Annotated in this window: 15 protein-coding genes; 8 read left to right on the top strand and 7 right to left on the bottom strand. The window is 70.0% G+C overall.

Going from position 1 to position 19,885, the window contains the following annotated elements:
• Positions 1 to 16: 16 nt before the first annotated feature.
• Entirely contained in the window at positions 17 to 835 is an 819-nt protein-coding gene (locus AB0K28_RS01115) for a class I SAM-dependent methyltransferase (protein WP_364363562.1), read from the bottom strand.
• Positions 836 to 868: 33 nt separating this feature from the next.
• Positions 869 to 2,128 (bottom strand): cytochrome P450, encoded by a 1,260-nt coding sequence (locus AB0K28_RS01110; RefSeq protein ID WP_364363559.1) that lies wholly within the window; start codon positions 2,126 to 2,128, stop codon positions 869 to 871.
• Positions 2,129 to 2,420: 292 nt separating this feature from the next.
• Here AB0K28_RS01110 and AB0K28_RS01105 point away from each other — a divergent pair, with 292 nt between their 5' ends.
• The 3 genes from AB0K28_RS01105 to AB0K28_RS01095 all read left to right on the top strand — a co-directional run bounded on the left by AB0K28_RS01105 (position 2,421) and on the right by AB0K28_RS01095 (position 6,794).
• Positions 2,421 to 2,828 (top strand): PaaI family thioesterase, encoded by a 408-nt coding sequence (locus AB0K28_RS01105; protein WP_364363556.1) that lies wholly within the window; start codon positions 2,421 to 2,423, stop codon positions 2,826 to 2,828.
• A 304-nt stretch (positions 2,829 to 3,132) separates the two neighbouring features.
• A complete protein-coding gene (locus AB0K28_RS01100) occupies positions 3,133 to 5,949 on the top strand; it encodes a CocE/NonD family hydrolase (protein WP_364363553.1) in 2,817 nt (938 codons plus the stop codon).
• Positions 5,946 to 6,794 carry an ABC transporter permease subunit gene (locus AB0K28_RS01095; protein WP_364363550.1) on the top strand — a complete coding sequence of 283 codons (849 nt, stop codon included), beginning with the start codon at positions 5,946 to 5,948 and terminating at the stop codon, positions 6,792 to 6,794. The genes AB0K28_RS01100 and AB0K28_RS01095 overlap by 4 nt, the downstream gene beginning before the upstream one ends.
• A gap of 145 nt (positions 6,795 to 6,939) precedes the next feature.
• On the opposite strand, the gene glpK is transcribed toward AB0K28_RS01095, so the two are convergent.
• From glpK to AB0K28_RS01080, 3 genes are all read right to left on the bottom strand, one after another.
• Positions 6,940 to 8,451 (bottom strand): glycerol kinase GlpK, encoded by a 1,512-nt coding sequence (gene glpK, locus AB0K28_RS01090; RefSeq protein ID WP_345387500.1) that lies wholly within the window; start codon positions 8,449 to 8,451, stop codon positions 6,940 to 6,942.
• A gap of 9 nt (positions 8,452 to 8,460) precedes the next feature.
• Positions 8,461 to 9,267 carry an MIP/aquaporin family protein gene (locus AB0K28_RS01085; RefSeq protein WP_364363547.1) on the bottom strand — a complete coding sequence of 269 codons (807 nt, stop codon included), beginning with the start codon at positions 9,265 to 9,267 and terminating at the stop codon, positions 8,461 to 8,463.
• A gap of 100 nt (positions 9,268 to 9,367) precedes the next feature.
• Positions 9,368 to 9,817, bottom strand: coding sequence for a GNAT family N-acetyltransferase (locus tag AB0K28_RS01080; protein ID WP_364363544.1), 450 nt, complete (start codon positions 9,815 to 9,817; stop codon positions 9,368 to 9,370).
• Positions 9,818 to 10,048: 231 nt separating this feature from the next.
• On the opposite strand from AB0K28_RS01080, the gene AB0K28_RS01075 reads away from it, so the two are divergent.
• The 4 genes from AB0K28_RS01075 (at position 10,049) to AB0K28_RS01060 (ending at position 15,725) form a co-directional block, all read left to right on the top strand.
• Positions 10,049 to 12,160: an ATPase gene (locus AB0K28_RS01075; protein ID WP_364363541.1), complete on the top strand. Its 2,112-nt coding sequence runs from the start codon at positions 10,049 to 10,051 to the stop codon at positions 12,158 to 12,160.
• Positions 12,161 to 12,304: 144 nt separating this feature from the next.
• Complete coding sequence (locus AB0K28_RS01070) at positions 12,305 to 13,321, top strand: hypothetical protein (protein WP_364363538.1); 1,017 nt, start codon at positions 12,305 to 12,307, stop codon at positions 13,319 to 13,321.
• A 347-nt stretch (positions 13,322 to 13,668) separates the two neighbouring features.
• Complete coding sequence (locus AB0K28_RS01065; RefSeq protein ID WP_345387510.1) at positions 13,669 to 14,568, top strand: PAC2 family protein; 900 nt, start codon at positions 13,669 to 13,671, stop codon at positions 14,566 to 14,568.
• A 62-nt stretch (positions 14,569 to 14,630) separates the two neighbouring features.
• Positions 14,631 to 15,725: a Gfo/Idh/MocA family oxidoreductase gene (locus AB0K28_RS01060; RefSeq protein WP_364363535.1), complete on the top strand. Its 1,095-nt coding sequence runs from the start codon at positions 14,631 to 14,633 to the stop codon at positions 15,723 to 15,725.
• Between the two features lie 161 nt (positions 15,726 to 15,886).
• Here AB0K28_RS01060 and AB0K28_RS01055 read toward each other — a convergent pair whose 3' ends face one another.
• Complete coding sequence (locus AB0K28_RS01055; RefSeq protein WP_364363532.1) at positions 15,887 to 16,681, bottom strand: tyrosine-protein phosphatase; 795 nt, start codon at positions 16,679 to 16,681, stop codon at positions 15,887 to 15,889.
• 190 nt (positions 16,682 to 16,871) lie between these two features.
• Between AB0K28_RS01055 and AB0K28_RS01050 the strand changes: the two genes are divergently transcribed.
• Entirely contained in the window at positions 16,872 to 17,627 is a 756-nt protein-coding gene (locus AB0K28_RS01050; protein ID WP_364363529.1) for a hypothetical protein, read from the top strand.
• A 90-nt stretch (positions 17,628 to 17,717) separates the two neighbouring features.
• On the opposite strand, the gene AB0K28_RS01045 is transcribed toward AB0K28_RS01050, so the two are convergent.
• Positions 17,718 to 19,817, bottom strand: coding sequence for a M6 family metalloprotease domain-containing protein (locus AB0K28_RS01045; RefSeq protein WP_364363526.1), 2,100 nt, complete (start codon positions 19,815 to 19,817; stop codon positions 17,718 to 17,720).
• Positions 19,818 to 19,885 lie beyond the last annotated feature (68 nt).

Here is a 19,885-nt window from a genome sequence, read left to right as displayed (position 1 = left end):
GCAGAGAATCTTACGGTCAGCCGCCCGGAACGCCGCTCCCGGCCGGGCTCGCGGTCGCCCGCAGGGAGAACATCAGCGGGACCCTCGGCGCGCCGGCGGGCGGGCGGTAACCGCCGTCGCGTTCCGTGTAGGTGTCGAAGCGGCGGAACAACGTGTGGTCGTGCTCGTGCAGGAACTCCAGGCGCAGGCCGGCGTTCGCGACCGCGGTGACGATCTCGCCCATGCCGTGCCTGAACTCCACGGACGTCTGGTGTTCGAGCACTTCCGGGCCGGTGTAGGTGTGCGGATAGTCCCATACGTGGGGGCCGCGGTCGAAGTAGTCGTTGGTGACCTTCGTACCGGTTTCGTCGTCGAGGACCTCGGTGAACGGGTGGAAATCGGCGACATAGAGGAATCCGCCGGGTTTGAGCAGGCGGGCGACGGTCCCGGCCCAGCGGGTGAGGTCGGGCAGCCAGACGAGGGCTCCGATGCCGGTGTAGACGATGTCGTACGTCGCGCCGAGCGCCTCAGGAGCGTCGTACACGTCGGCCGTGACGAACCGCGCCGGGATGCCGCACTCCGCGGCGATGCGCTCGGCCTGGTCGATCGCGGCGTCGGACAGGTCGAGGCCGGTCACCTCCGCCCCCCGCCTGGCCCAGGAGAGGGTGTCGAGGCCGAAGTGGCACTGCAGGTGCACCAGGCTGCGGCCGGCCACCTCGCCCATCTCCTCGATCTCGAACGCGCGCAGCGGGCTGCGGCCCGACTTGAAGCCCGCGACGTCGTAGAAGGAGCTGGCGACGTGGACGGGGACACGCGCGTTCCAGTTGTCCCGGTTGATGCGCAGATAGTCGGCCATGATCGTGATGATAGGCAGCCGATTGCCGGATTCTCAGCACGTTTTCCTGGAGCTCAGGCGTACCGGAAGGTGCTTGAGTCCGTTCTGGAAGTTGGACGTGAGGCGGCGGGGCGGGCCGGCGAGTTCGACGTCCCACCTGAGCAGTTCCCTGAACACCGAGCGGAGCTGGGCGCGGGCCAGGTGCGCGCCGAGACAGAAGTGCGGGCCGAAGCCGAAGCTGACGTGGTCGTTGGGGGTGCGGGCGATGTCGAAGCGGTCGGGGCCGGGGAAGACGGCCGGGTCGCGGTTGGCTGAGGCGTGGTAGACGACCACCTTCTCGCCCGCCCTGATCCGCTGCCCGCCCAGGGTGAGGTCGCGGGTCGCCGTACGCCTGAAGTGCATGACCGGCGGCCAGAAGCGCAGCATCTCCTCGACGGCGGAGTCGAGCAGCTCGGGGTGCGCGCGCAGGCGCTCCAGCTGGTCCGGGTGCTGGAGGAGGGTGAGCAGGCCGCCGGGGATGCCGTTGCGCAGGGTCTCGTTCCCGGCGACGGCGAACAGGAAGAACATGTTCTCGAACTCGGCCTCCGTCAGGCCGCCCTTCCGCATGGCGGACATGACGGACTCGTCGTCCACGGGGGCCTCCCCCAGCGCGTGCGCGTAGGCGAACATGTCGGCCAGGGCCGCCCGCGACCGCGGGTTGACCCCGGGCCGCGGCTCCGGCCTGGCCTTGACGGCGTGACGGCCCATGGGGGTCAGGGATGTGACGTCCGCCGTGGACAGGCCCGCGTAGTCGGCGTCCTGGTAGCCGATGACGCGCGACGCCCAGTCGTACAGCAGCCGCCTGTCCTGCGCGGGCACCCCCATGACGTGCGCCAGCGTCCAGACGGGCAGGTCGGCGGCCACCTCCACGAAATCGCACTCCCCCTCGCCGAACAGCGCCGCCGCCCGCCGCTCGATCGTCCGTTCCAGGGCGCGTACGGCGCGGGGCGTGAACGCCGCCGCCACGATCCTGCGCAGCCTGGAATGGCCTGGCGGGTCCATGTTCAACATCTGCACCTGGACGAACTCCAGGTCGGACGGGGTGTCGGGGTCGCGGATCTGGGTGGCGCCGAGGTAGGAGGAGAAGTCCTCCGGGGTACGCAGGACGTGCTTGACGTCGGCGTGCCGGAACACCGCCCAGTACCCGGTCCCCGCCCGCCACGGCCCCACCGGAGGCTCGGGGACGCGGCAGACGGGGCTCTCCTCACGCAGCCGGGCGAAGAGCTCGTACGGGACGGCCCGGTCGTAGGTGGAGGGCAGGAACACCTCGACCACATCACCGACAATCCCCGCCTCCGTCACCTGACACCGCCGATCCCGCTCCCCTGGCCTCTGATCCGCCTCCGTCGCCTGGCGCCGCCGATCCCGCTCGCTCGGCCTCTGGTCCGCCTCCTCGGGCGTCGGGCGTCGGGGGCGTCGGGGGCGTCGGTCCATCGGACCGTCGTCGTTCGCGGTCGACATGCGCATCCTCCCGGCTCGTCCACAGGCGTTCGCGGGGCGTGGCCCGTTGTCCACAGGTCGTGCGTGAGGCGGCCCGCCCGTCGTGTCCAGCGTGCATGATGTCCGCGTGACTCCAGAAGACGCAGAGGCGATCCTCCAGGAATACTTCGCCCCCTGGATCCGTCAGCTCGGGCTGCGCGTGGAGGAGGTCGGCGAGCGCCACGCGATCGTCCGCCTCCCCTGGTCCGACGAGCTGGCGAGGGAGGGCGGCGGGCTGTGCGGCCAGGCCATGATGGCCGCCGCCGACACCGCCACGGTCGTCGCGATCTCGGCGGCGCGCGGCGGGTTCGTGCCGATGACGACGGTGCAGCAGTCCACCACGTTCCAGCGGCCGGTGGTCGGCGACGACGTGCTGATCGACGTCCGCATCACCAAGCTCGGACGCACGCTCGCCTTCTCCGAGATCACCTTGCGTGCGGCGAGCAGCTCAGAGACGGCCGCCCACGCCACAACCGTCTACGCACTCCTGGGGTGACACCCGCCCAGGCCGTGGTCTGAGCGCTGCCGGCGTGTCCGTTCGCCCAGGCCAGGACCTACGCGCTGCCGACGTGACGATTCGTTCGGGTCAGGACCTGCGCGCTGCCGGCGTGATCGTTCGCTCAGGTGGTGCAGGTTCGGGGCCTGGGCCGCGGGGGTTCGGGGCCCTGGGCTGCGCCGGTGCGCGCGATCTTGCGGAGACGGCCGCTGACCAGTCCTTTCAGCCCCGGTTCACTCCTGGGGCGGTGCCCGCGCGGGCGCCGTCTCAGGGATCTCTCAGGTGTGGAAAGTAGGCTCACCACATGAAGCGTGTGGCCGCTCTGGTAGTGGCACTCGCCCTCATCGGGGTGGCGACATGGCTCGTGTGGCCGTCGGCGCCCCAGGTGCGGGGCCAAGACCAGCAGATAACCGTCGTCGACGGACCGTCGGACGACCAACGGGTCGAACTCGACACGACGTTCTTCCCGCCGCCAGAAGGCGGAAAAGCGCCCGTCATCCTGCTCGCCCACGGTTTCGGCGGCAGCAAGCAGAGCATGCGGGACCAAGCGGTCCGCCTCGCCCAGCAGGGCTACGGCGTGCTGACGTGGTCGGCGCGCGGCTTCGGCCGTTCCGGCGGCCAGATCGCGCTCAACTCGCCCGACTACGAGGTCAAAGACGTCAAGCAGCTGATCGACTGGCTCGCCAAGCGTCCCGACGTGCAGCTCGACGCGGCGGGCGACCCGCGCGTGGGCATCGCGGGCGGCTCCTACGGCGGCGCCATCGCGCTGATGACGGCGGCGTACGACCGGCGCGTCGATGCGATCGTCCCGCAGATCACCTGGTCCGACCTGGCCGACGCGCTGTTCCCCAACGCGGCCGCGCCGAGCTCGGGCGAGCCGGCCGGCGGGGTCTTCAAGCGCATGTGGGCCGGCATCTTCTTCGGCCAGGGCGTCTCGCTCGACGCCTCGTCGCTGCTGGGCCGGCGCGAGGCCGCCGCGCCGCTGACTCCTGAGCAGGCGCGGTGCGGCAGGTTCCTGCCCGCCATCTGCGACGTCTACCAGCAGGTCGCCACCGACGGCCGGGCCACGCCCGAGGCGGTGGAGCTGCTGCGCAAGTCCAGCCCCGTCACGGTGGCCGGGCAGATCAAGGCGCCGACGCTGCTCATCCAGGGGCAGCGCGACTCGCTGTTCCCGATCGGCCACGCCGACGCCAACGCCAAGGCCATCGCGGCCGCCGGCACGCCGGTGAGCATCGCCTGGTTCGACGGCGGGCACGACGGCGGCAACGGCGAGGCCGACTGGCTGTTCGAGCAGACCTCGGCCTGGTTCGGCCGCTACCTCAAGGGCGAGGGCTCGGGTGACGCCGCGACGCCGGTGAGCGCGTTCACGGTGACCCGCGACGGCGGACGCGACCCCGGCACCCGCCAGCGCATCCGCCTCCACCCGGAGGCCGACTCCTATCCCGGCCTGACCGGCACCGACACCACCGCGGTCGAGCTGAGCGGCCCCGCCCAGAACATCGTCAACCCGCCGGGCGGCGCGCCCGCCTCCATCTCCACGGTGCCCGGCATCGGCGGCCTGCTGGGCGGTCAGGGCGTCGGCGTCTCCCTCGACATGCCGGGCCAGAGCGCCGCCTTCGAATCCCGGCCGCTCACCGAGCCGCTCCAGCTCACGGGCAGCCCGACCGTCAAGGTCACGGTGACCGGCAAGGGCGAGGCGACGCTGTTCGCCAAGCTCTACGACGTGGCCGACGCCCTCCAGCCGCCCAGCCTGCCCGCGGGGCTGGTGGCGCCGTTCCGGGTGACCATCCCCGAGGGCGCGGGCAGCGCCGAGGCGACGATCACGCTGCCGGCCGTCGACCACCGCTTCGCCGTGGGCCACCGCCTGCGCCTGGTGGTGACGACGACCGACATGGGCTTCGCGACGCCGGCCCAGCCCGCCGCGTACCAGGTGGCGCTGGCCTCCCCGGCCCTGACCTTCCCCACGGTCTCCACGCTGGCCGCCGCGCCGACGGGAGTCGCGTGGTGGGTGTGGGCGATGCCGCTGGCCGCCGTCGTGGTCGCCGCCGTCATCCTGGCGACGGGCCGCACCACCTCCCGCCGCCGCCCGGCCTCTCCCGCCAAGCCCGCCTCCTCCGACGCCACCGACGCGAAGGAGCGCGCGACCACCGCCGTCACGGCCGACCTCACCACCGCCGGAACGTCCGGAAGCACGGCCGGTCCGAACGGCCGAACACACGCGCACGACGCGTCCGGTGACGCCACCTCCGGCGACACCGCCGCCATCGGCACTTCCGGCGCGGTGGTCCGCCCCAACGGCAAGACGCACGATCTCGACGTGGCCGGTGACGCCGCCGCACCCAGCGAGGATGCGGGAAGTCGCGAGGTCGCGGGGGCCGGTGCGGGAGTGCCGCTGGAGATCAGTGGGCTGACCAAGGCGTACAGGAATGGTGAGCTGGCCGTCGACAACCTGTCGTTCCGCGTCGAGCAGGGCCAGGTGCTGGGGCTGCTCGGCCCCAACGGCGCCGGCAAGACGACGACGATGCGGATGATGATGGGCCTCATCCAGCCCGACGCGGGCGAGATCCGCATCTTCGGCGAGCGGGTGACGCCCGGCGCGCCCGTGCTGTCGAGGCTGGGGTCGTTCGTCGAGGGGCCGGGGTTCCTGCCGCATCTGTCGGGGCGCGACAACGTCCAGCTCTACTGGGCGGCCACCGGCAGGCCCACCGCCGACGCCCACTTCGACGAGGCGCTGGAGATCGCCGGTCTCGGAAAGGCGCTGGAGCGGGCCGTACGCACCTACTCGCAGGGCATGCGGCAACGGCTGGCCATCGCCCAGGCGATGCTCGGCCTGCCCGACCTGCTCGTGCTCGACGAACCCACCAACGGGCTCGACCCACCCCAGATCCGGGAGATGCGCGAGGTGCTCAAGCGCTACGCGCGCGACGGCCGTACCGTGATCGTCTCCAGCCACATGCTGGCCGAGGTCGAGCAGGCCTGCAGCCACGTCGTGGTGATGCAGCGCGGCCGGCTGGTCTCGACCGGCCCCGTCTCGCGGCTGCTCAGCTCGGCCGCGACCGGCAACGGTCACGGGCCGCGCCTGGAAGACGTGTTCCTCGACCTCATCGGAGACAAGGGATGACCACCGCGACCGGTTACGCGCCCCGCCGCACGCTGCCGCTGCGGGTGGAGATCGTCAGGCAGTTCAAGCGGCGGCGGACGATCGGCATGTTCGCGCTGCTGCTGGCGTTGCCGTGGATCCTGGTGATCGCGTTCCAGTTCGGGCCGCAGTCGAGCGGGCAGGGGCAGTCGTCGCTGCGCATCTCCGACCTGGCCACCGAGAGCGGCCTCAACTTCGCCGCCTTCGCCCTGTCGGTGTCGGCCAGCTTCCTGCTGGTGGTGGCGGTGGCGCTGTTCTGCGGCGACACCGTGGCCAGCGAGGCCAACTGGTCGTCGCTGCGCTACCTGCTGGCGGCGCCGGTCCCCCGCGACCGGCTGCTGCGCCAGAAGCTGATCGTCGCGCTCGGCTACTCGGCGGCGGCGGTGATCTGCCTGCCGCTGATGGCGCTGCTCGCGGGCACGCTGGCGTTCGGCTGGGACGACATCCAGGTGCCGGGCACGGGTGAGGTCATCCCGGCGTTCGACGTCCTGCCCCGGTTCGGGATCGTCATCGGGTACGCCCTGGTCAGCCAGCTCGTGGTGGCCGCTCTGGCCTTCCTCATCTCCACGATGACCGACTCGCCGCTCGGCGCGGTGGGCGGGGCCGTCGGGCTGTGGATCGTCTGCACGATCCTGCAGGCGGTCGAGGCGCTGGGGTCGCTGCGCGAGTTCCTGCCGACGTTCTGGAACAACGCCTGGCTCGACGCCCTGGCGCCCGAGCTCGACTGGAGCGGCATGGTCAAGGGCGCCTCGGTCTCGATCACGTACGCCGCGATCCTGATCGCCATCGCCTTCCGCCGCTTCCGCAGAAAGGACGTAGTGAGCTGACGCTCCCGCTCCTCCCCTGACCTCGGGGGCCACCAGACGATCGATGGCGGGGCACCCGGCGCTTGTGGCCGGGCACCCCGCCGTCGACGTCAGGCACCTGCTCCGCCGTTCTGGAGGCGCGGCAGTCCTGGCCCCCTGTTGGGCGTCAGTCGAGCCAGGCGAAGGACTTCGTTACTGCCTTCTTCCAGCCGGCGTAGCCTTCCTCGCGTTGTTCCTGTGTCCAGGTTGGTTCCCAGCGGCGGTCTTCTGCCCAGTGGGTGCGGAGTTCGGTGGTGTCTCTCCAGTAGCCGACAGCCAGGCCCGCCGCGTACGCGGCGCCCAGGGCCGTGGTCTCCGAGACCGTGGGGCGGCTGACGGGGACGCCGAGGATGTCGGACTGGAGTTGCATGCACAGGTCGTTCGAGGTGACGCCGCCGTCCACGCGCAGGACGTCCAGGACGACCCCCGAGTCGCGCTGCATGGCCTCCACCACGTCGCGGCTCTGGTAGCAGATGGCCTCCAGGGTCGCGCGGGCGATGTGGGCGTCGGTGTTGTAGCGGGACAGGCCGACGATGGCGCCGCGGGCGTCGGCCCGCCAGTACGGCGCGAACAACCCGGAGAAGGCGGGCACGAAGTAGACGCCCCCGTTGTCGGGCACCTGCCGCGCCAGCGTCTCGCTCTGCGGGGCGGAGGTGATGATGTGGAGCTGGTCGCGCAGCCATTGGACGGCGGAGCCCGTGACGGCGATGGAGCCCTCCAGCGCGTAGACGGCCGGCTGGTCGCCGAACTTGTAGGCGACGGTGGTGAGCAGGCCGCTCTCGGAGCGTACGCGGGAGGTGCCGGTGTTGAGCAGCAGGAAGTTGCCGGTGCCGTAGGTGTTCTTGGCCTCGCCGGGCGAGAAGCAGACCTGGCCGACGGTGGCCGCCTGCTGGTCGCCGAGGATGGCGGTGATGGGCACCTCGCCGCCGACCGGGCCGTACCCGAGCGTGACGCCGTAGTGGGAGGGGTCGGCGGAGGGGCGGATCTCGGGGAGCATGGCGCGCGGGATGCCGAAGAAGGACAGCAGCTCGTCGTCCCAGTCGAGGGTGTCGAGGTCCATGAGCATCGTGCGGCTGGCGTTGGTGACGTCGGTGATGTGCACGCCGCCGTTGACGCCGCCGGTGAGGTTCCACAGGGTCCAGGTGTCGGTGTTGCCGAAGACGGCCTCGCCGCGGTCGACGGCCTCGCGGACGCCGTCCACGTTCTCGAGGATCCATTGGATCTTGCCGCCGGAGAAGTACGCCTCGGGCCGCAGCCCCGTCCTGTCGCGGATGACCTGGCCGCGGCCGTCGCGTTCGAGTGCGGCGGCGATGCGGTCGGTACGGGTGTCCTGCCAGACGATGGCGTTGTAGTAGGGGCGGCCGGTGCGCGGGTTCCACACGACGGTGGTCTCGCGCTGGTTGGTGACGCCGAGCGCGGCGAGGTCGCTGTGGTGCAGGCGGGTGCGCTGGAGGGTGGTCTGGATGACGGCGGCGGTGCGCGTCCAGATCTCGATCGGGTTGTGCTCGACCCAACCGGCTCTGGGCAGGATCTGCTCGTGTTCGAGCTGGTATTTGGCGTATTCGGCGCCATCGTGATCGAAGATCATGAAGCGGGTGCTGGTGGTGCCCTGGTCCACCGCGCCGACGAAATCAGGCATGGCTCACTCTCAATCTGACGGCTTCACGGTGTCGCGGTCCTCGCCCTGCGGCAGGAAGCGGGCGATGCACAGCTGGTAGAGAGCGGCTCCGAGCGCTGCGCCGACCAGCGGGCCGACGATGGGGACCCACCAGTACGGGTCGCCGTACTGATCTCGCCAGGCCCCGTCGTAGCCGGTGAGCCAGCTGGCCAGTCGGGGGCCGAAGTCGCGGGCCGGGTTGATGGCGTAGCCGGCGTCGGTGCCGAACGACATGCCGATCCCGACGATGAGCAGGCCGATGATGAACGGCCCCAGGTTCGCCCCCGGTGCCATGTTGAGGACGTCGGAGAGCGCGAAGAGGACGAACAGCAGGATCGCGGTGCCGATGATCTGGTCGCGCAGCCCGCCCCACATGGAGACCGGCAGGGTGCCGTTGCCCGGCAGGGTGGAGAAGACGATCTGGGTCTTGATCGTGTGGCCGGGGTCGGCCATGGCCAGGACCTCGGTGTAGTTCCAGCGCACGATGAGCGCGCCGACGAACGCGCCGAGTGTCTGCGCCAGCGCGTACGGCAGCACCTTCGGCCACGGGAACCCCCGGAACAGCGCGAACCCCAGGGTCACGGCCGGGTTGATGTGGGCTCCCGTCGTGCGGCCCGCGACGTACACGCCGAGCGTCACGCCGATGCCCCACGCCCACGCGATGCTGTCGTGGTCGCCCAGCTCGGCGGCGATGACCTGCGCGACGACGCCGCAGCCGAACAGGATGAGCACCATCGTGCCGAGGAACTCCGCGATGAGCTCCCCTGTCAGCTTCCGCTGGGTGAGCAGATGCGCCACCGATCCACCTCCTTGCCGTGCTTGTCTGCTTTCCCGATCAACGGGCGCCGCATACGGCATGTGGTGGATAGGTTGCGCAAAGTGCTGGAGGGTGGACCTCTCAGAGAGCGCGGGTGAAGGTGACCAGGCTGGTGCCGGGGCCGTTGTAGCCGGGCACGGGGTCACTGACCGTGAAGCCCATCCGCTGGTGGAACGCGATCGACGTCGCGTTGGCGGAGGACGTGACCGCGCGGACGACGTGGCGGCCGTGCTCGCGGGCGAGGGCGAAGAAGCGCTCGTAGAGGGTGCGGGCGAGGCCGCTGCGCCTGGCCGCAGGGTGCACGCCGGCGAAGTGGATGTACGCCTCGCCGGGCAGGGACGGCGAAGGGAAGCCGATCAGGAAGCCGGCCAGGTCGCCGGAGCTCTCGGCGACGAGGCTGGTGGCGTGGAAGTGGTCGAGGAAGAGCCGCGGGAGCGCGGCGCGGACCGGCCGGCCCCACCAGTCGTCGACCACGGCGGCGATGGCGTCGTAGTCGGCCGGTGCGGCGGGGCGGAAATCGTAAGGGGGCACCTGGTCAGTCCCAGTGCGGGGGGCGGTTCTCCAGGTAGAAGGTGTCGTCGTCGGTGTCGCGCCACTCGCCCCAGCCGAGGTCGGTGTCGTCGGAGGTCTGGTCGGGTAGGAATTCTTTCACGTCGTACATGCTACCGAGGCGTACAAACCTGTCCCCGGTGTGTCCGCTGGATCAAGGACAGTTCGCAAGGTCAGCGGTACGATGCGTAGGCAGGTGTCGCCGATCCCCCCGTGAGGCTGCTCATGGCCACCCCGACAGGCTGGCGGCGAGAAGGCAATCTACCGGCGGAGCTGACCAGCTTCATCGGCAGGACACGTCTCCTCGCCAACCTCAAACGACACCTCAACGAGTCACGCCTGGTGACCGTGACCGGCATCGGTGGTGTCGGCAAGTCGCGCACGGTGTTGCGCCTGGCCCATCAGGTGCGCGCCCACTACCCCGACGGCGTGTGGTTCGCCGATCTCGCCCGGCTGCAGGACGCGGGCATGGTCAAGCACACGATCGCCTCGGCGCTCGGCATCGCCGACCAGTCTTCGCGCACGGAGTCGGAGTCGCTGTCGGAGTGGGTCGGCGAGCGCGACATGCTGCTCATCATCGACACCTGCGAGCACCTGGTGCAGGGCTGCGCCGAGCTGGTGCACGAGCTGCTGGAGGCGGCGCCCAACCTCAAGGTGCTGGCCACCAGCCGCCAGTCGCTGCACCTGCCTTACGAGCACGTCGTGCCGGTGCCGCCGCTGCAGGTGCCGGGCGACGACCCGGCCGAGAACCTGTTCACCAACGAGTCGGTGCAGCTGTTCGCGGCCCGCGCGAGCGCCAGCGTGCCTGACTTCGTGCTCGACGAGGACAACATCGGCCCGGTGGCCGAGCTGTGCCGCAGGCTCGACGGCATCCCGCTGGCGATCGAGCTGGCGGCGGTGCGGCTGCGCGCGCTGTCGGTGGAGCAGATCCTGGGCCTGCTGGCCGACCGGTTCAGCCTGCTGGCGGGCGCGAGCCGCACGGCGCTGCCCCGGCACCAGACGCTGCGCGCGGCGATCGGCTGGAGCCACGAGCTGTGCGAGCCGGCCGAGCGGCTGTTGTGGGCGCGGCTGTCGGTCTTCGCGGGTGACTTCGAGCTCGACGCGGCCCGGTTCGTCTGCTCCGACGGGCGGCTGCCGTCGGAGGACATCACCGACCTGGTGACGGGCCTGGTGGAGAAGTCGATCCTGCTGATCAGGAGCAACCACGCGGGCGTGCGCTACAAGCTGATCGACACGCTGGCCGAATACGGCGAGGAGTGGCTGGAGAAGCTGGGCCAGACGGAGCAGCTGCGCCAGCGCCATCTGGAGTATTACCTGAGCCTCGCGCAGCGCAGCCAGGACGCCTGGTCGGGGCCGCGGCAGATCTACTGGTTCGTCCGCATGCGGCAGGAGCACGACAACATCCGTCTCGCGCTGGAGCACACGCTGTCCACGCCGGGTAAGGAGCCGCTGGCGCTCACCCTGCTGGCGTCGCTGTGGTTCATGTGGGTGTGCTGCGGGTTCGCCCGCGAGGGCCGCCTTTACTTGGAGCGGGCGCTGGAGGCCAATCCCACGGTGAGCAAGGAGCGTTGCAAGGCGCTGTGGGTGCTCTCCTATGTGCGTAGTGCTCAGGGCGACATCGTGGGCGCGCGTGAGACGGCTGAGGCCTGCAGCGTCGAGGCCGTTCGGGTGGGCGACTCCCGAGCCGTGATCTTGGGTTCCAAGATGCAGGGCACGGCCGCGATGCTGCAGGGCGACCTGCAGAAGGCAAGCGCCCTGCTCGGTGTGGCCATCGAGTTCAACACGGATAACAAGGAGCTCAACCCGGGGCTGCTCCCCGCCATCGTAGAGCTTTCCATCGTCCTCACCGAACAAGGGAGCATGCACGAGGCCGAGTCGCTGTTGCTGGACTGTCTGCAGGTCTGCCGCGAGCGCGGGGAGCTGTGGCTGAGCTCGTACGCGCACTGGGCGTTGTCGCTGCCGATGATGGCGATGAACCGGCTGAACGAGGCGCTGGCGACGGCTCAGGAGGCGCTGCGCATCAAGCGCTACTTCCACGACACCGTCGGCACACTCATGGCACTCGAGACGATCGCCAAGATCTACTCGGCCCTGGGCGAGGCCGAGCGCGCAACGCTTCTGCTCGGTGCGCTGCATCAGAACTGGCGCTCCTCCGGCCTGCCCATGCTCGGTGCCCCGTTCCTCACGGCCACTCACGAGAAATGCGTCAAGGAGTGCAAGAGTCTCCTCGGTGAGGATCGCTACAAATTGGCATTTGAGGCGGGCGCAGAACTGGACCTGGACCAGGTAGTCGCAACCGTACAGGATGACCCACACAGCACCTGAATCGCCCAGGCCGTAACCTTTTTCCTTCTGGCCCGTTATTGCGTAAATGATTCGGCAAATTCGGCTTCGGGTAGGCCCCACAAGAACGACATCTACCCCAACGAGGGGTATTTGCCACGGTTGCCGTGGGGAGGCTGCGCACTCATGCCCGAACTACCACCGGTTTCGTTACCCACCCCTTCTATCCCGTACCCGTCGAAGATCAATCCCTTCGAGGCTGTTGCGGCCGAGCGCACCATCGCCTGGGCTCGGCAGCTGAGACTCATCGCGGATGAGACCGCAGCCTCGCGCTTCGCTGGGGAGTCGTATTCCCGGCTCGTCGCCAGGCTGTATCCCGAGGCGTCGGTGCCGGTCCTGGCGCTGGCCGCCGACCTCAACAGCTGGTTCCACGTCTACGACGACCAGTTCGAGCTGGCCGACGTGGGCTCCAACCCCGATCTGGCGCGGCGCATGGCGGACAAGTTCCGTGCGGTGCTGAACGGCGAACCGCTGCCTGCCACCGCAGGACCGATACTCCACGGGTTGGCCGATATCCGTGACCGTATGCTCCTACACGCCAGCGCCCAGTGGTGGAACCGCTTCGCCACCCACCTTCAGGACTGCTTCGAAACGGCCCAGTGGGAGGTCGACAACCGCACGAGGGGCGAGGTCCCCGATCCCGACAGTTACGTCGAGCACAAGCTCAATATCGCCTATGTCCCGCCCTCGTTCGACCTCATCGAACTCGCCGAGCAGTTCGAGGTGCCCGACGACATCCGCGCCTCGGCCGTGTACCGCACTCTCGTCCACGAGGCCGGCCACGTGGTGGTCTGCACCAACGATCTGATCGGCTTACGGCGTGAGCTGCTGCAAGGGGAATTCCACAACCTCGTCATCGTCTATTGGAAGGCCTTGGACTGTCCTCTTCAGGTTGCCGTCGAAATGGTCAACCAGAAGATCTCCGAGCGCATACGCGTCTTCGAAGCGGCCAAGGCAGACCTCCAGCACACGTTCGACGAACTCGGCACCGACCAGAATCGCCGGCACGGCACCCTCCGCTGCGTAACAGGGCTCGAGAACTGGATGCGCGGTTACCTCGACTGGGCCAAGGAGACGCGCCGATTCGCCGACCCGGTGCTGCGCGGACAGATCACCGGCTTCCAGCGCGAGCTGGCCGACTAAGACGATGTCACTGATCACCATGCGGGCGGTGTTCGCGACGAAGAGCGCCCGCATGGCATCAACGTCTGCCTGGATCGGCGGTGTGGGCACGACCGTGACGAGCCGTCTGCAGCAGCGAAGTGTCACCTTGCCGTCTGCCGGGCCCCCGAACCCCGCCCGAGGCGTACGCGAGCTGTGAACGCGGTGTCGCCCGCTCTGACCAGGTAGATCGAGGTCCTCCTGGATGTCTCCGCCCCTAGGGCCTTCGTCCATACAAAACGGTTCGTCCCGATAGGGTGCCCTGCACGGAATCGTTCCGACGCGCCGTAGGTTCTGGTGAAGAGTACCTAGGGAAAGGCTGTCCAACCGTGTTCGACCCGAAGGATCTCTACGAGCTCGCAGACGACGCGCCCGAGCTGCCCGATCCGGTGTTGCTGTACCACTTCGACGGTTTCGTCGACGCGGGCGGTGCCGGACGTCTCGCGCTGGGCCACCTGCTGGCCGAGCTGGAGCACCGGGTCGTGGCGACGTTCGACGTGGACCGGCTGCTCGACTACCGGTCGCGGCGTCCGATCATGACGTTCGACACCGACCGGTGGGTGGATTGGGAGAGTCCCGAGCTGGCCGTGCACGTCGCCAAGGACGCGACGGGCACGCAGTTCCTGGTGATGAGCGGGCCCGAGCCCGACCGGGAGTGGGAGCTGTTCGCCAAGGCCGTGGCCGAGCTGGTCGAGCGGCTGAACGTGAGCAAGCTGGTGACCCTGCACGGCATCCCCATGGCCGTGCCGCACACCCGGCCGCTCGGCGTCACCGCGCACGCCAGCCGGCCCGAGCTGATCTCCGCGCAGACCAGCGTGTTCGGCCGGGTGCAGGTGCCCGGCAGCGTGGCGGCCCTGCTGGAGCTGCGGCTGGGCGCCAAGGGCCACGACGCCGTGGGCTACGCGGTGCACGTGCCTCACTACCTGTCGCAGGCCGAATACCCGACCGCCGCCGTGGCGGCCCTGGAGGCGGTGACGCGCGGCACGGGGCTGGTCTTCCCGATGGAGTCGCTGCACGACGCCGCCCGGCGTACGACGACGGAGATCGAGGAGCAGATCAAGGCCTCGGCCGAGCTGTCCACCGCGATCACCGGCCTCGAGCAGCAGTACGACGCCTTCGCCGCGGGCGCGGAGCGCGAGAACCTCATGGCCGAGACCACGCCGATGCCCACGGGCGACGAGCTGGCCGCCCAGTTCGAGCGGTTCCTGGCCGAGCGCGACGACGACTAGCGCCGCCTGGAGGGGCGCGCGGACAGCACGGTCGCGGAAGGACGGGCGGATAACCTGGGCCGATGAGCGATCAGGCAGACCGGCCGCAGCCGCGGCGCGCCTCTCAGTCGTCCGCCGGCACGGGCATCCGTGTCGGCCTCGTCGGCTACGGCACCGCGGGGGCCTACTTCCACGCCCCGCTGATCCACGCCACCCCCGGCCTGTCCCTGGCCGCCGTCGTGACCAGGAACCCCGATCGCCGGGCCGAGGTCGCCGCCGCGTACGGCGCGGCCGCGGTGGACGACGTGCAGGACCTGTGGGGCCGTTGCGACCTCGTCGTGGTCGCCTCGCCCAACCGCACCCACGTCGCCACGGCCGCGGCGGCGCTCACCGAGGGCCTGCCCGTGGTCGTGGACAAGCCGCTGGCCAGGACCGCCGAGGAGGGACGCGGGCTGGTCCGCCTGGCCGAGGAGCGTGGTCTCCTGCTGACCGTGTTCCAGAACCGGCGCTGGGACGGCGACTTCCGCACCGTGCGCCGCCTGGCCGGCGAGGGGCTGCTGGGCCGTGTGCTGCGCTTCGAGTCGCGCTTCGAGCGCTGGCGGCCCGTGCCCAAGGGCGGCTGGCGCGAGAGCGGCGGGCCCGATGAGGTGGGCGGGCTGCTGTACGACCTCGGCAGCCATCTGGTGGACCAGGCGCTGCAGCTGCTCGGCCCCGTACGCGCGGTCTACTGCGAGAGCGAGGTGCGGCGCGAGGGCGTGGAGGCCGACGACGACACGTTCATCGCGCTCACCCACGCGAGCGGGGCCAGGTCGCATCTGTGGGCCAGCTCGATGGCCGCCCGGCTCGGGCCCAGGTTCCGGGTGCTCGGGTCGGCGGCCGGCTTCGTCAAGTACGGCATGGACGTGCAGGAGGAGCGGCTGCGGGCCGGGATGACGCCCGACGCGCCGGGGTTCGGGGACGACCCGGAGGAGCGCTGGGGCGAGCTGGGCACGGAAGGCGAGCGGCGCGTCGTGCGTACGGAGGCGGGGGCGTACCTGGACTTCTACCGGGAGGTGGCGGCGGCGCTGCGCGACGGCGGCCCGCCGCCGGTGGACCCGGCGAGCGCCGTCGAGGCGCTCGCCGTCATCGAGGCCGCCCGCCTGTCGGCCTCCCAGGGCATCGTCGTCCACCTCGGCTGAAGCCCCGGGAAGCCGCTGGGGCCGGCTGCAAGCCCAGGCCGCCGTTCAGGCGGGCTGTCCGGGCGGGCTGTCCGGGCGGGCTGTCCGGGCGGGGCCGTCAGTCGCGCAGGCAGGCCCGCAGGGCAGGGCGGTCGTGTCAGCGGTCCAGCCGTTCGCGGCCGTCAGTCGCGCAGGCGGGCGCGCAGGGCGGTCGTGTCGGCGTCGGTCCAGCCGTTCGCGGCCAGCCAGCCCATGGGCCCGCCGAACCGGTCGTCGAGCACGCCCAGGAACTGCTCGATGTAGCGGGCACGCGGCATGTGGTCGTCGGCCGGGCGCGAGTCGAGGTCGTCGCGGTAGGTGTCGCTGCCGCGCAGCCGCTTGAGGATCAGCTCAAGCCGCTCCCCCGTGGCGACGTAGTCCTCGACGATGGCCTCCCTGGTGGCGCCGGCGACCTCCAGGGCCAGCGCCGCCAGCACGCCGGTGCGGTCCTTGCCCGCCGCGCAGTGCACCAGCGCCGCGCCGTCGTCCAGCGCCATCGCCCGCAGCGCCGCCACCACGCCGTCGGGCCGGTCGCGCAGGTAGCCGAAGTAGAACCCGGTGACCCGCAGCTCCTCGTCGAGCACCCGGTCCGCCCACGGCAGCACCCGCTCGCCGTCGATGCCCTCGGGCGCGACGTCCGCCTCGACGTCGGTGTGCCGGCCGCCCTCGGCGAACAACGTCAGGTGGTGGTGACGCACCTCGGGCACCCGGGTCAGCGGACCGGGCCCCTCCAGCGTCACCTCGGCCGTCGAGCGCAGATCCACGACGTGCCGCAGGTTGAGCTCGCCGACCAGCAGCGCCACGTCGGCGGGCGTCAGGCCCTGCAGGTTGTCGGCGCGGTAGAGCCGGCCGCGACGGGTGCGGCCGCCGTCACGAGTGGGCAATCCGCCCAGGTCACGCGCGTTGACCGCGCCTTCAAGGTCGATCCACCTCGTCATCTCGCTCATTATTACGACCCTATATGTCCGGCAGAACGCAGCGAATTCGAGGTTCATAACGCAGCATGAACGTATGGATCCACGAGCTCTGCCTCCACGGCTGGTGATCGATCCATCGCTGCCCCCGGAGATCTCGGTCGAGTTGCGGTCGAGCCCGCACATCCTCCGCCAGGCTCGGTCGGGCGCGCGAATGGACACCACGCGAAACCCCGCCACCCTGTTCGTCCTGCCGGCCTTCCTGTTGCTGCTGTTCATGCTGACCAGCAGCACGCCCCTGTTCGTCATGGGCACGGGGGTCGGCATGATCGTCGTGATCAGGTGGTTGGCGACGGACGGCACCTACCGCTCGACCAAGCGAAGACTGGGGCTCGCGCGGGCCCACGCCGAGCACTACATCCTTCCGGAGGACCTCGACCACCCCTGCCAGATGCTGCTGCGCAGGGCGCAGAACGCCGTGGAGGCCATTCTCCACTCCAACGTGCACAAGGCCGGGCTCATCGACAGCGTCGACAACCAGGTGTCGCTGCCCGAGGAGGTCTGGCAGATCGCCCAGCGGCTGCGCCGGCTGTCGTCGATGCACGCCGAGCACGGCAAGCTGGTGCCGCGTGAGCTGCCGCCGGACATGGAGGCGGCGTTCAAGCCGTACACGAGCGCGCTGGACGCGGCCTGGACGTCGCTGACGCACCGCGTACGGCATCTGGAGAAGTACGCCAAGCAGGTGCTGAAGGCCGACAAGGTCTACCACGCCCACCTGCGGCTGGAGAAGCTGGCCGCGAAGACGCCGGAATACCAGCAGCTGCTGGCCGAGACCGTGCGCGACGAGCTGGCCCACGGCCGCATCAACGAGCTGTCGGACCAGGCGGCCCATGTGCGCAAGCTGTTCGAGGAGAGCATCCTGCAGGCCAGGCAGACGGCGGGCGAGCTGCTGCGCTCGCCGCTCACCTGAGCTGCTGCGCCCGCCGCTCACCCAGGCCCGGCACAGACGAACGGGGCACAGACGAACGGGGCACGGCTTCGGCCGTGCCCCGTCGTCATGTCAGCCGATCACGGTGCAGCTGGCCGTGGCCTTCTTGGCCGGGTCGCTCTCGGACGTGGCCGTGAGCTTGATCTTGCCGACGTGGCCGCCGCCGGTGCGTACGGCGTCCACGCTGACGAGCTCCTGCTTGCCGAACTCGACGGAGGCCAGCGCGTTGGGCAGCCGGACGTCCCAGCCCTTGCCCTGGACCTCGGCCTTGAGCCGGTAGATGTCGGCGTTGAGGTAGGCGCTGACGTCCTCGGGATGCTGGCCACGGGCCGCGGCCTTCTTGCCGGTGTTGAACAGCGGGAACTTGCAGGTGGAGACGTTCTTGCCGGACGGCAGCCCCACCGAGGGCAGCAGCTTGACGCCGCGCCGCTGCGGGCCCGCGCCGTCGAGCGAGCGGATCGCGACCGTGTACGACAGCTGGCCCTTCTTGTCCCGGTGCAGGTCGGTGACGTAGAAGTGCAGCCGGTTGGCCTCGTCGACGTACTCGTACTCGCTGCCGGAGTCGGTGCCGGCGTGGAAGAGGGCGTCAGACAGCTGGCGGTAGTCGCCGATGGTGATCGGCACCTTCGTGCCGTCGGGCAGCACGTAGTCGGTCATGCCGATGTCCTGCGGGTTGGCGTCGATCACCCACTCGAACGGCGACCTGTCCTCGTTCTTGGTCTTGGCGAGCAGCACGCCGGAGTCGGGCGTGAACGAGTCGGCGCCCATCCGGTCGACGACCTCGACGGTGTAGTTGTTGTAACCACCGCCGTCGCACAGCGGATCGCCGCTGTCACAGGTGCTGCGGTCCTGGTCCATCGCGATGTTGACGCCGGACAGCCCGTTCTTGCCGGGCTGCACCACGCGGGCCGTCACCTTGGCGGTCACCAGGCCCGACTCGGCGAGCGCCTCGCGGCTGAGCCGCAGCACGTTCGCCTCGTCCACCATGTTCAGCTTGATCTTGTTGCGGAGCATGTGCTGGGCGCCCATGGACCCGCCCGCGGTGGGCGGGACGAGCCAGCGTGAGTGCGGGCCGCCGGGGCCGTTGAAGCTGCCGCGGCTCAGCATCTCCCAGATGCCGGTGTACGACCGCCGCGGCGGCACCCCGTACGGGTTGTTGTAGTTGTCGGCGATGCCGAAGATGTGGCTCAGCTCGTGGGCGTAGACGCCCATGCCGGAGCTCTCGGCCTGCACCGAGTCGACGCCGAAGCGGGCGTTGGGCCAGAAGTTGGAGCCGGCCTGCCAGGAGGTCCACTCGACGTAGCGGGTCGGCGACCAGTTGGGCAGCGCCGGGTCGTCCGGGCCCCACTCGTCGGTGACGTCCTCCTTGGTCGGGAACTTCATCATCCCGAACTCCTGCCAGGTGGCCGATTCGTCCTGGCCGGCGCTGAGGTAGAAGACGAAGTCGAACTGGTCCGCCACATCCTGGCCGACGTCGGCCAGCCAGGCCGCGTTGCCGTCGGCGCGCAGGTTCTTGTTGCAGCTGTCGCCGGAGGGGCACGACTGGCGCTGGTACTCCATCGCGTACTCGTGGTCCTTGCCCGGCATCGTGTACGGGCCGAACCCGGTCAGCTCCACGCCGATGCGGCCACCGGAGTCCTCCATCCAGTATTCGTGGATGGTGTGCCCCTTGTTGAGGTCGTTCGGGGTGTTGAGGAAGTCCTGGTAGAACCTGGCGACCTGGTCGCGCGGGATGTCGTGGGCCTCGGCGCTCGGGTTGGCGTACACCGTGGAGTTCTGCGGCTGGGTCACCACGAACGGCTGGTTGGGGTAGTCGAGCAGCACGAGCGCGCCCTTGAAGGTGCGCTGCGACCCCTTGACGGCGGGGTCGTTCCACTTCGTGCCGGGGGGCTTCTTGTAGTCCGCCCACGTCATGTTGTCGGGGTTCACCCAGTTCTGCGGGTCGACGGGCTTGAGACCGGTGCTGGGAGTCTTGCGCAGGGCCCGCTCCTCGGCAGCGGCGTCGAGGGATTCGTCGAGCTGCCAGGGCTGGGTCTGCGGCCAGTGGTTCTGCCGCCACGGGTGCTCGGGGTTCTCGGGGGGTGCTGCGGAAGCAGGGGTCGCCATCAGGCTCACCGGGATCAGCACGATGGCCGCCAGCAAACCCTTCAGCAGCTTCTTCGGGGCGTTCACGGCTTGACCGTATAGACGTTGTTGACGGAGATCACCGAGCAGTTGTAGGGAAGACCTGTACTGACATT

Origin of the sequence: Nonomuraea sp. NPDC049504 (assembly GCF_040676845.1) — a bacterium.
GTDB classification, from domain to species: domain Bacteria; phylum Actinomycetota; class Actinomycetes; order Streptosporangiales; family Streptosporangiaceae; genus Nonomuraea; species Nonomuraea salmonea.
Note: the sequence above shows the minus strand (reverse complement) of the source record. Positions and strands in the feature narration are given on the sequence as shown.

Coding starts and splice junctions, on each gene's coding strand:
- AB0K28_RS01070 (WP_364363538.1), top strand. CDS start 12,305: ATGCCCGAACTACCACCGGTTTCGTTACCCACCCCTTCTATCCCGTAC.
- glpK (WP_345387500.1), bottom strand. CDS start 8,451: ATGCCTGATTTCGTCGGCGCGGTGGACCAGGGCACCACCAGCACCCGC.
- AB0K28_RS01055 (WP_364363532.1), bottom strand. CDS start 16,681: ATGACGAGGTGGATCGACCTTGAAGGCGCGGTCAACGCGCGTGACCTG.
- AB0K28_RS01060 (WP_364363535.1), top strand. CDS start 14,631: ATGAGCGATCAGGCAGACCGGCCGCAGCCGCGGCGCGCCTCTCAGTCG.
- AB0K28_RS01115 (WP_364363562.1), bottom strand. CDS start 835: ATGGCCGACTATCTGCGCATCAACCGGGACAACTGGAACGCGCGTGTC.
- AB0K28_RS01095 (WP_364363550.1), top strand. CDS start 5,946: ATGACCACCGCGACCGGTTACGCGCCCCGCCGCACGCTGCCGCTGCGG.
- AB0K28_RS01050 (WP_364363529.1), top strand. CDS start 16,872: ATGGACACCACGCGAAACCCCGCCACCCTGTTCGTCCTGCCGGCCTTC.
- AB0K28_RS01100 (WP_364363553.1), top strand. CDS start 3,133: ATGAAGCGTGTGGCCGCTCTGGTAGTGGCACTCGCCCTCATCGGGGTG.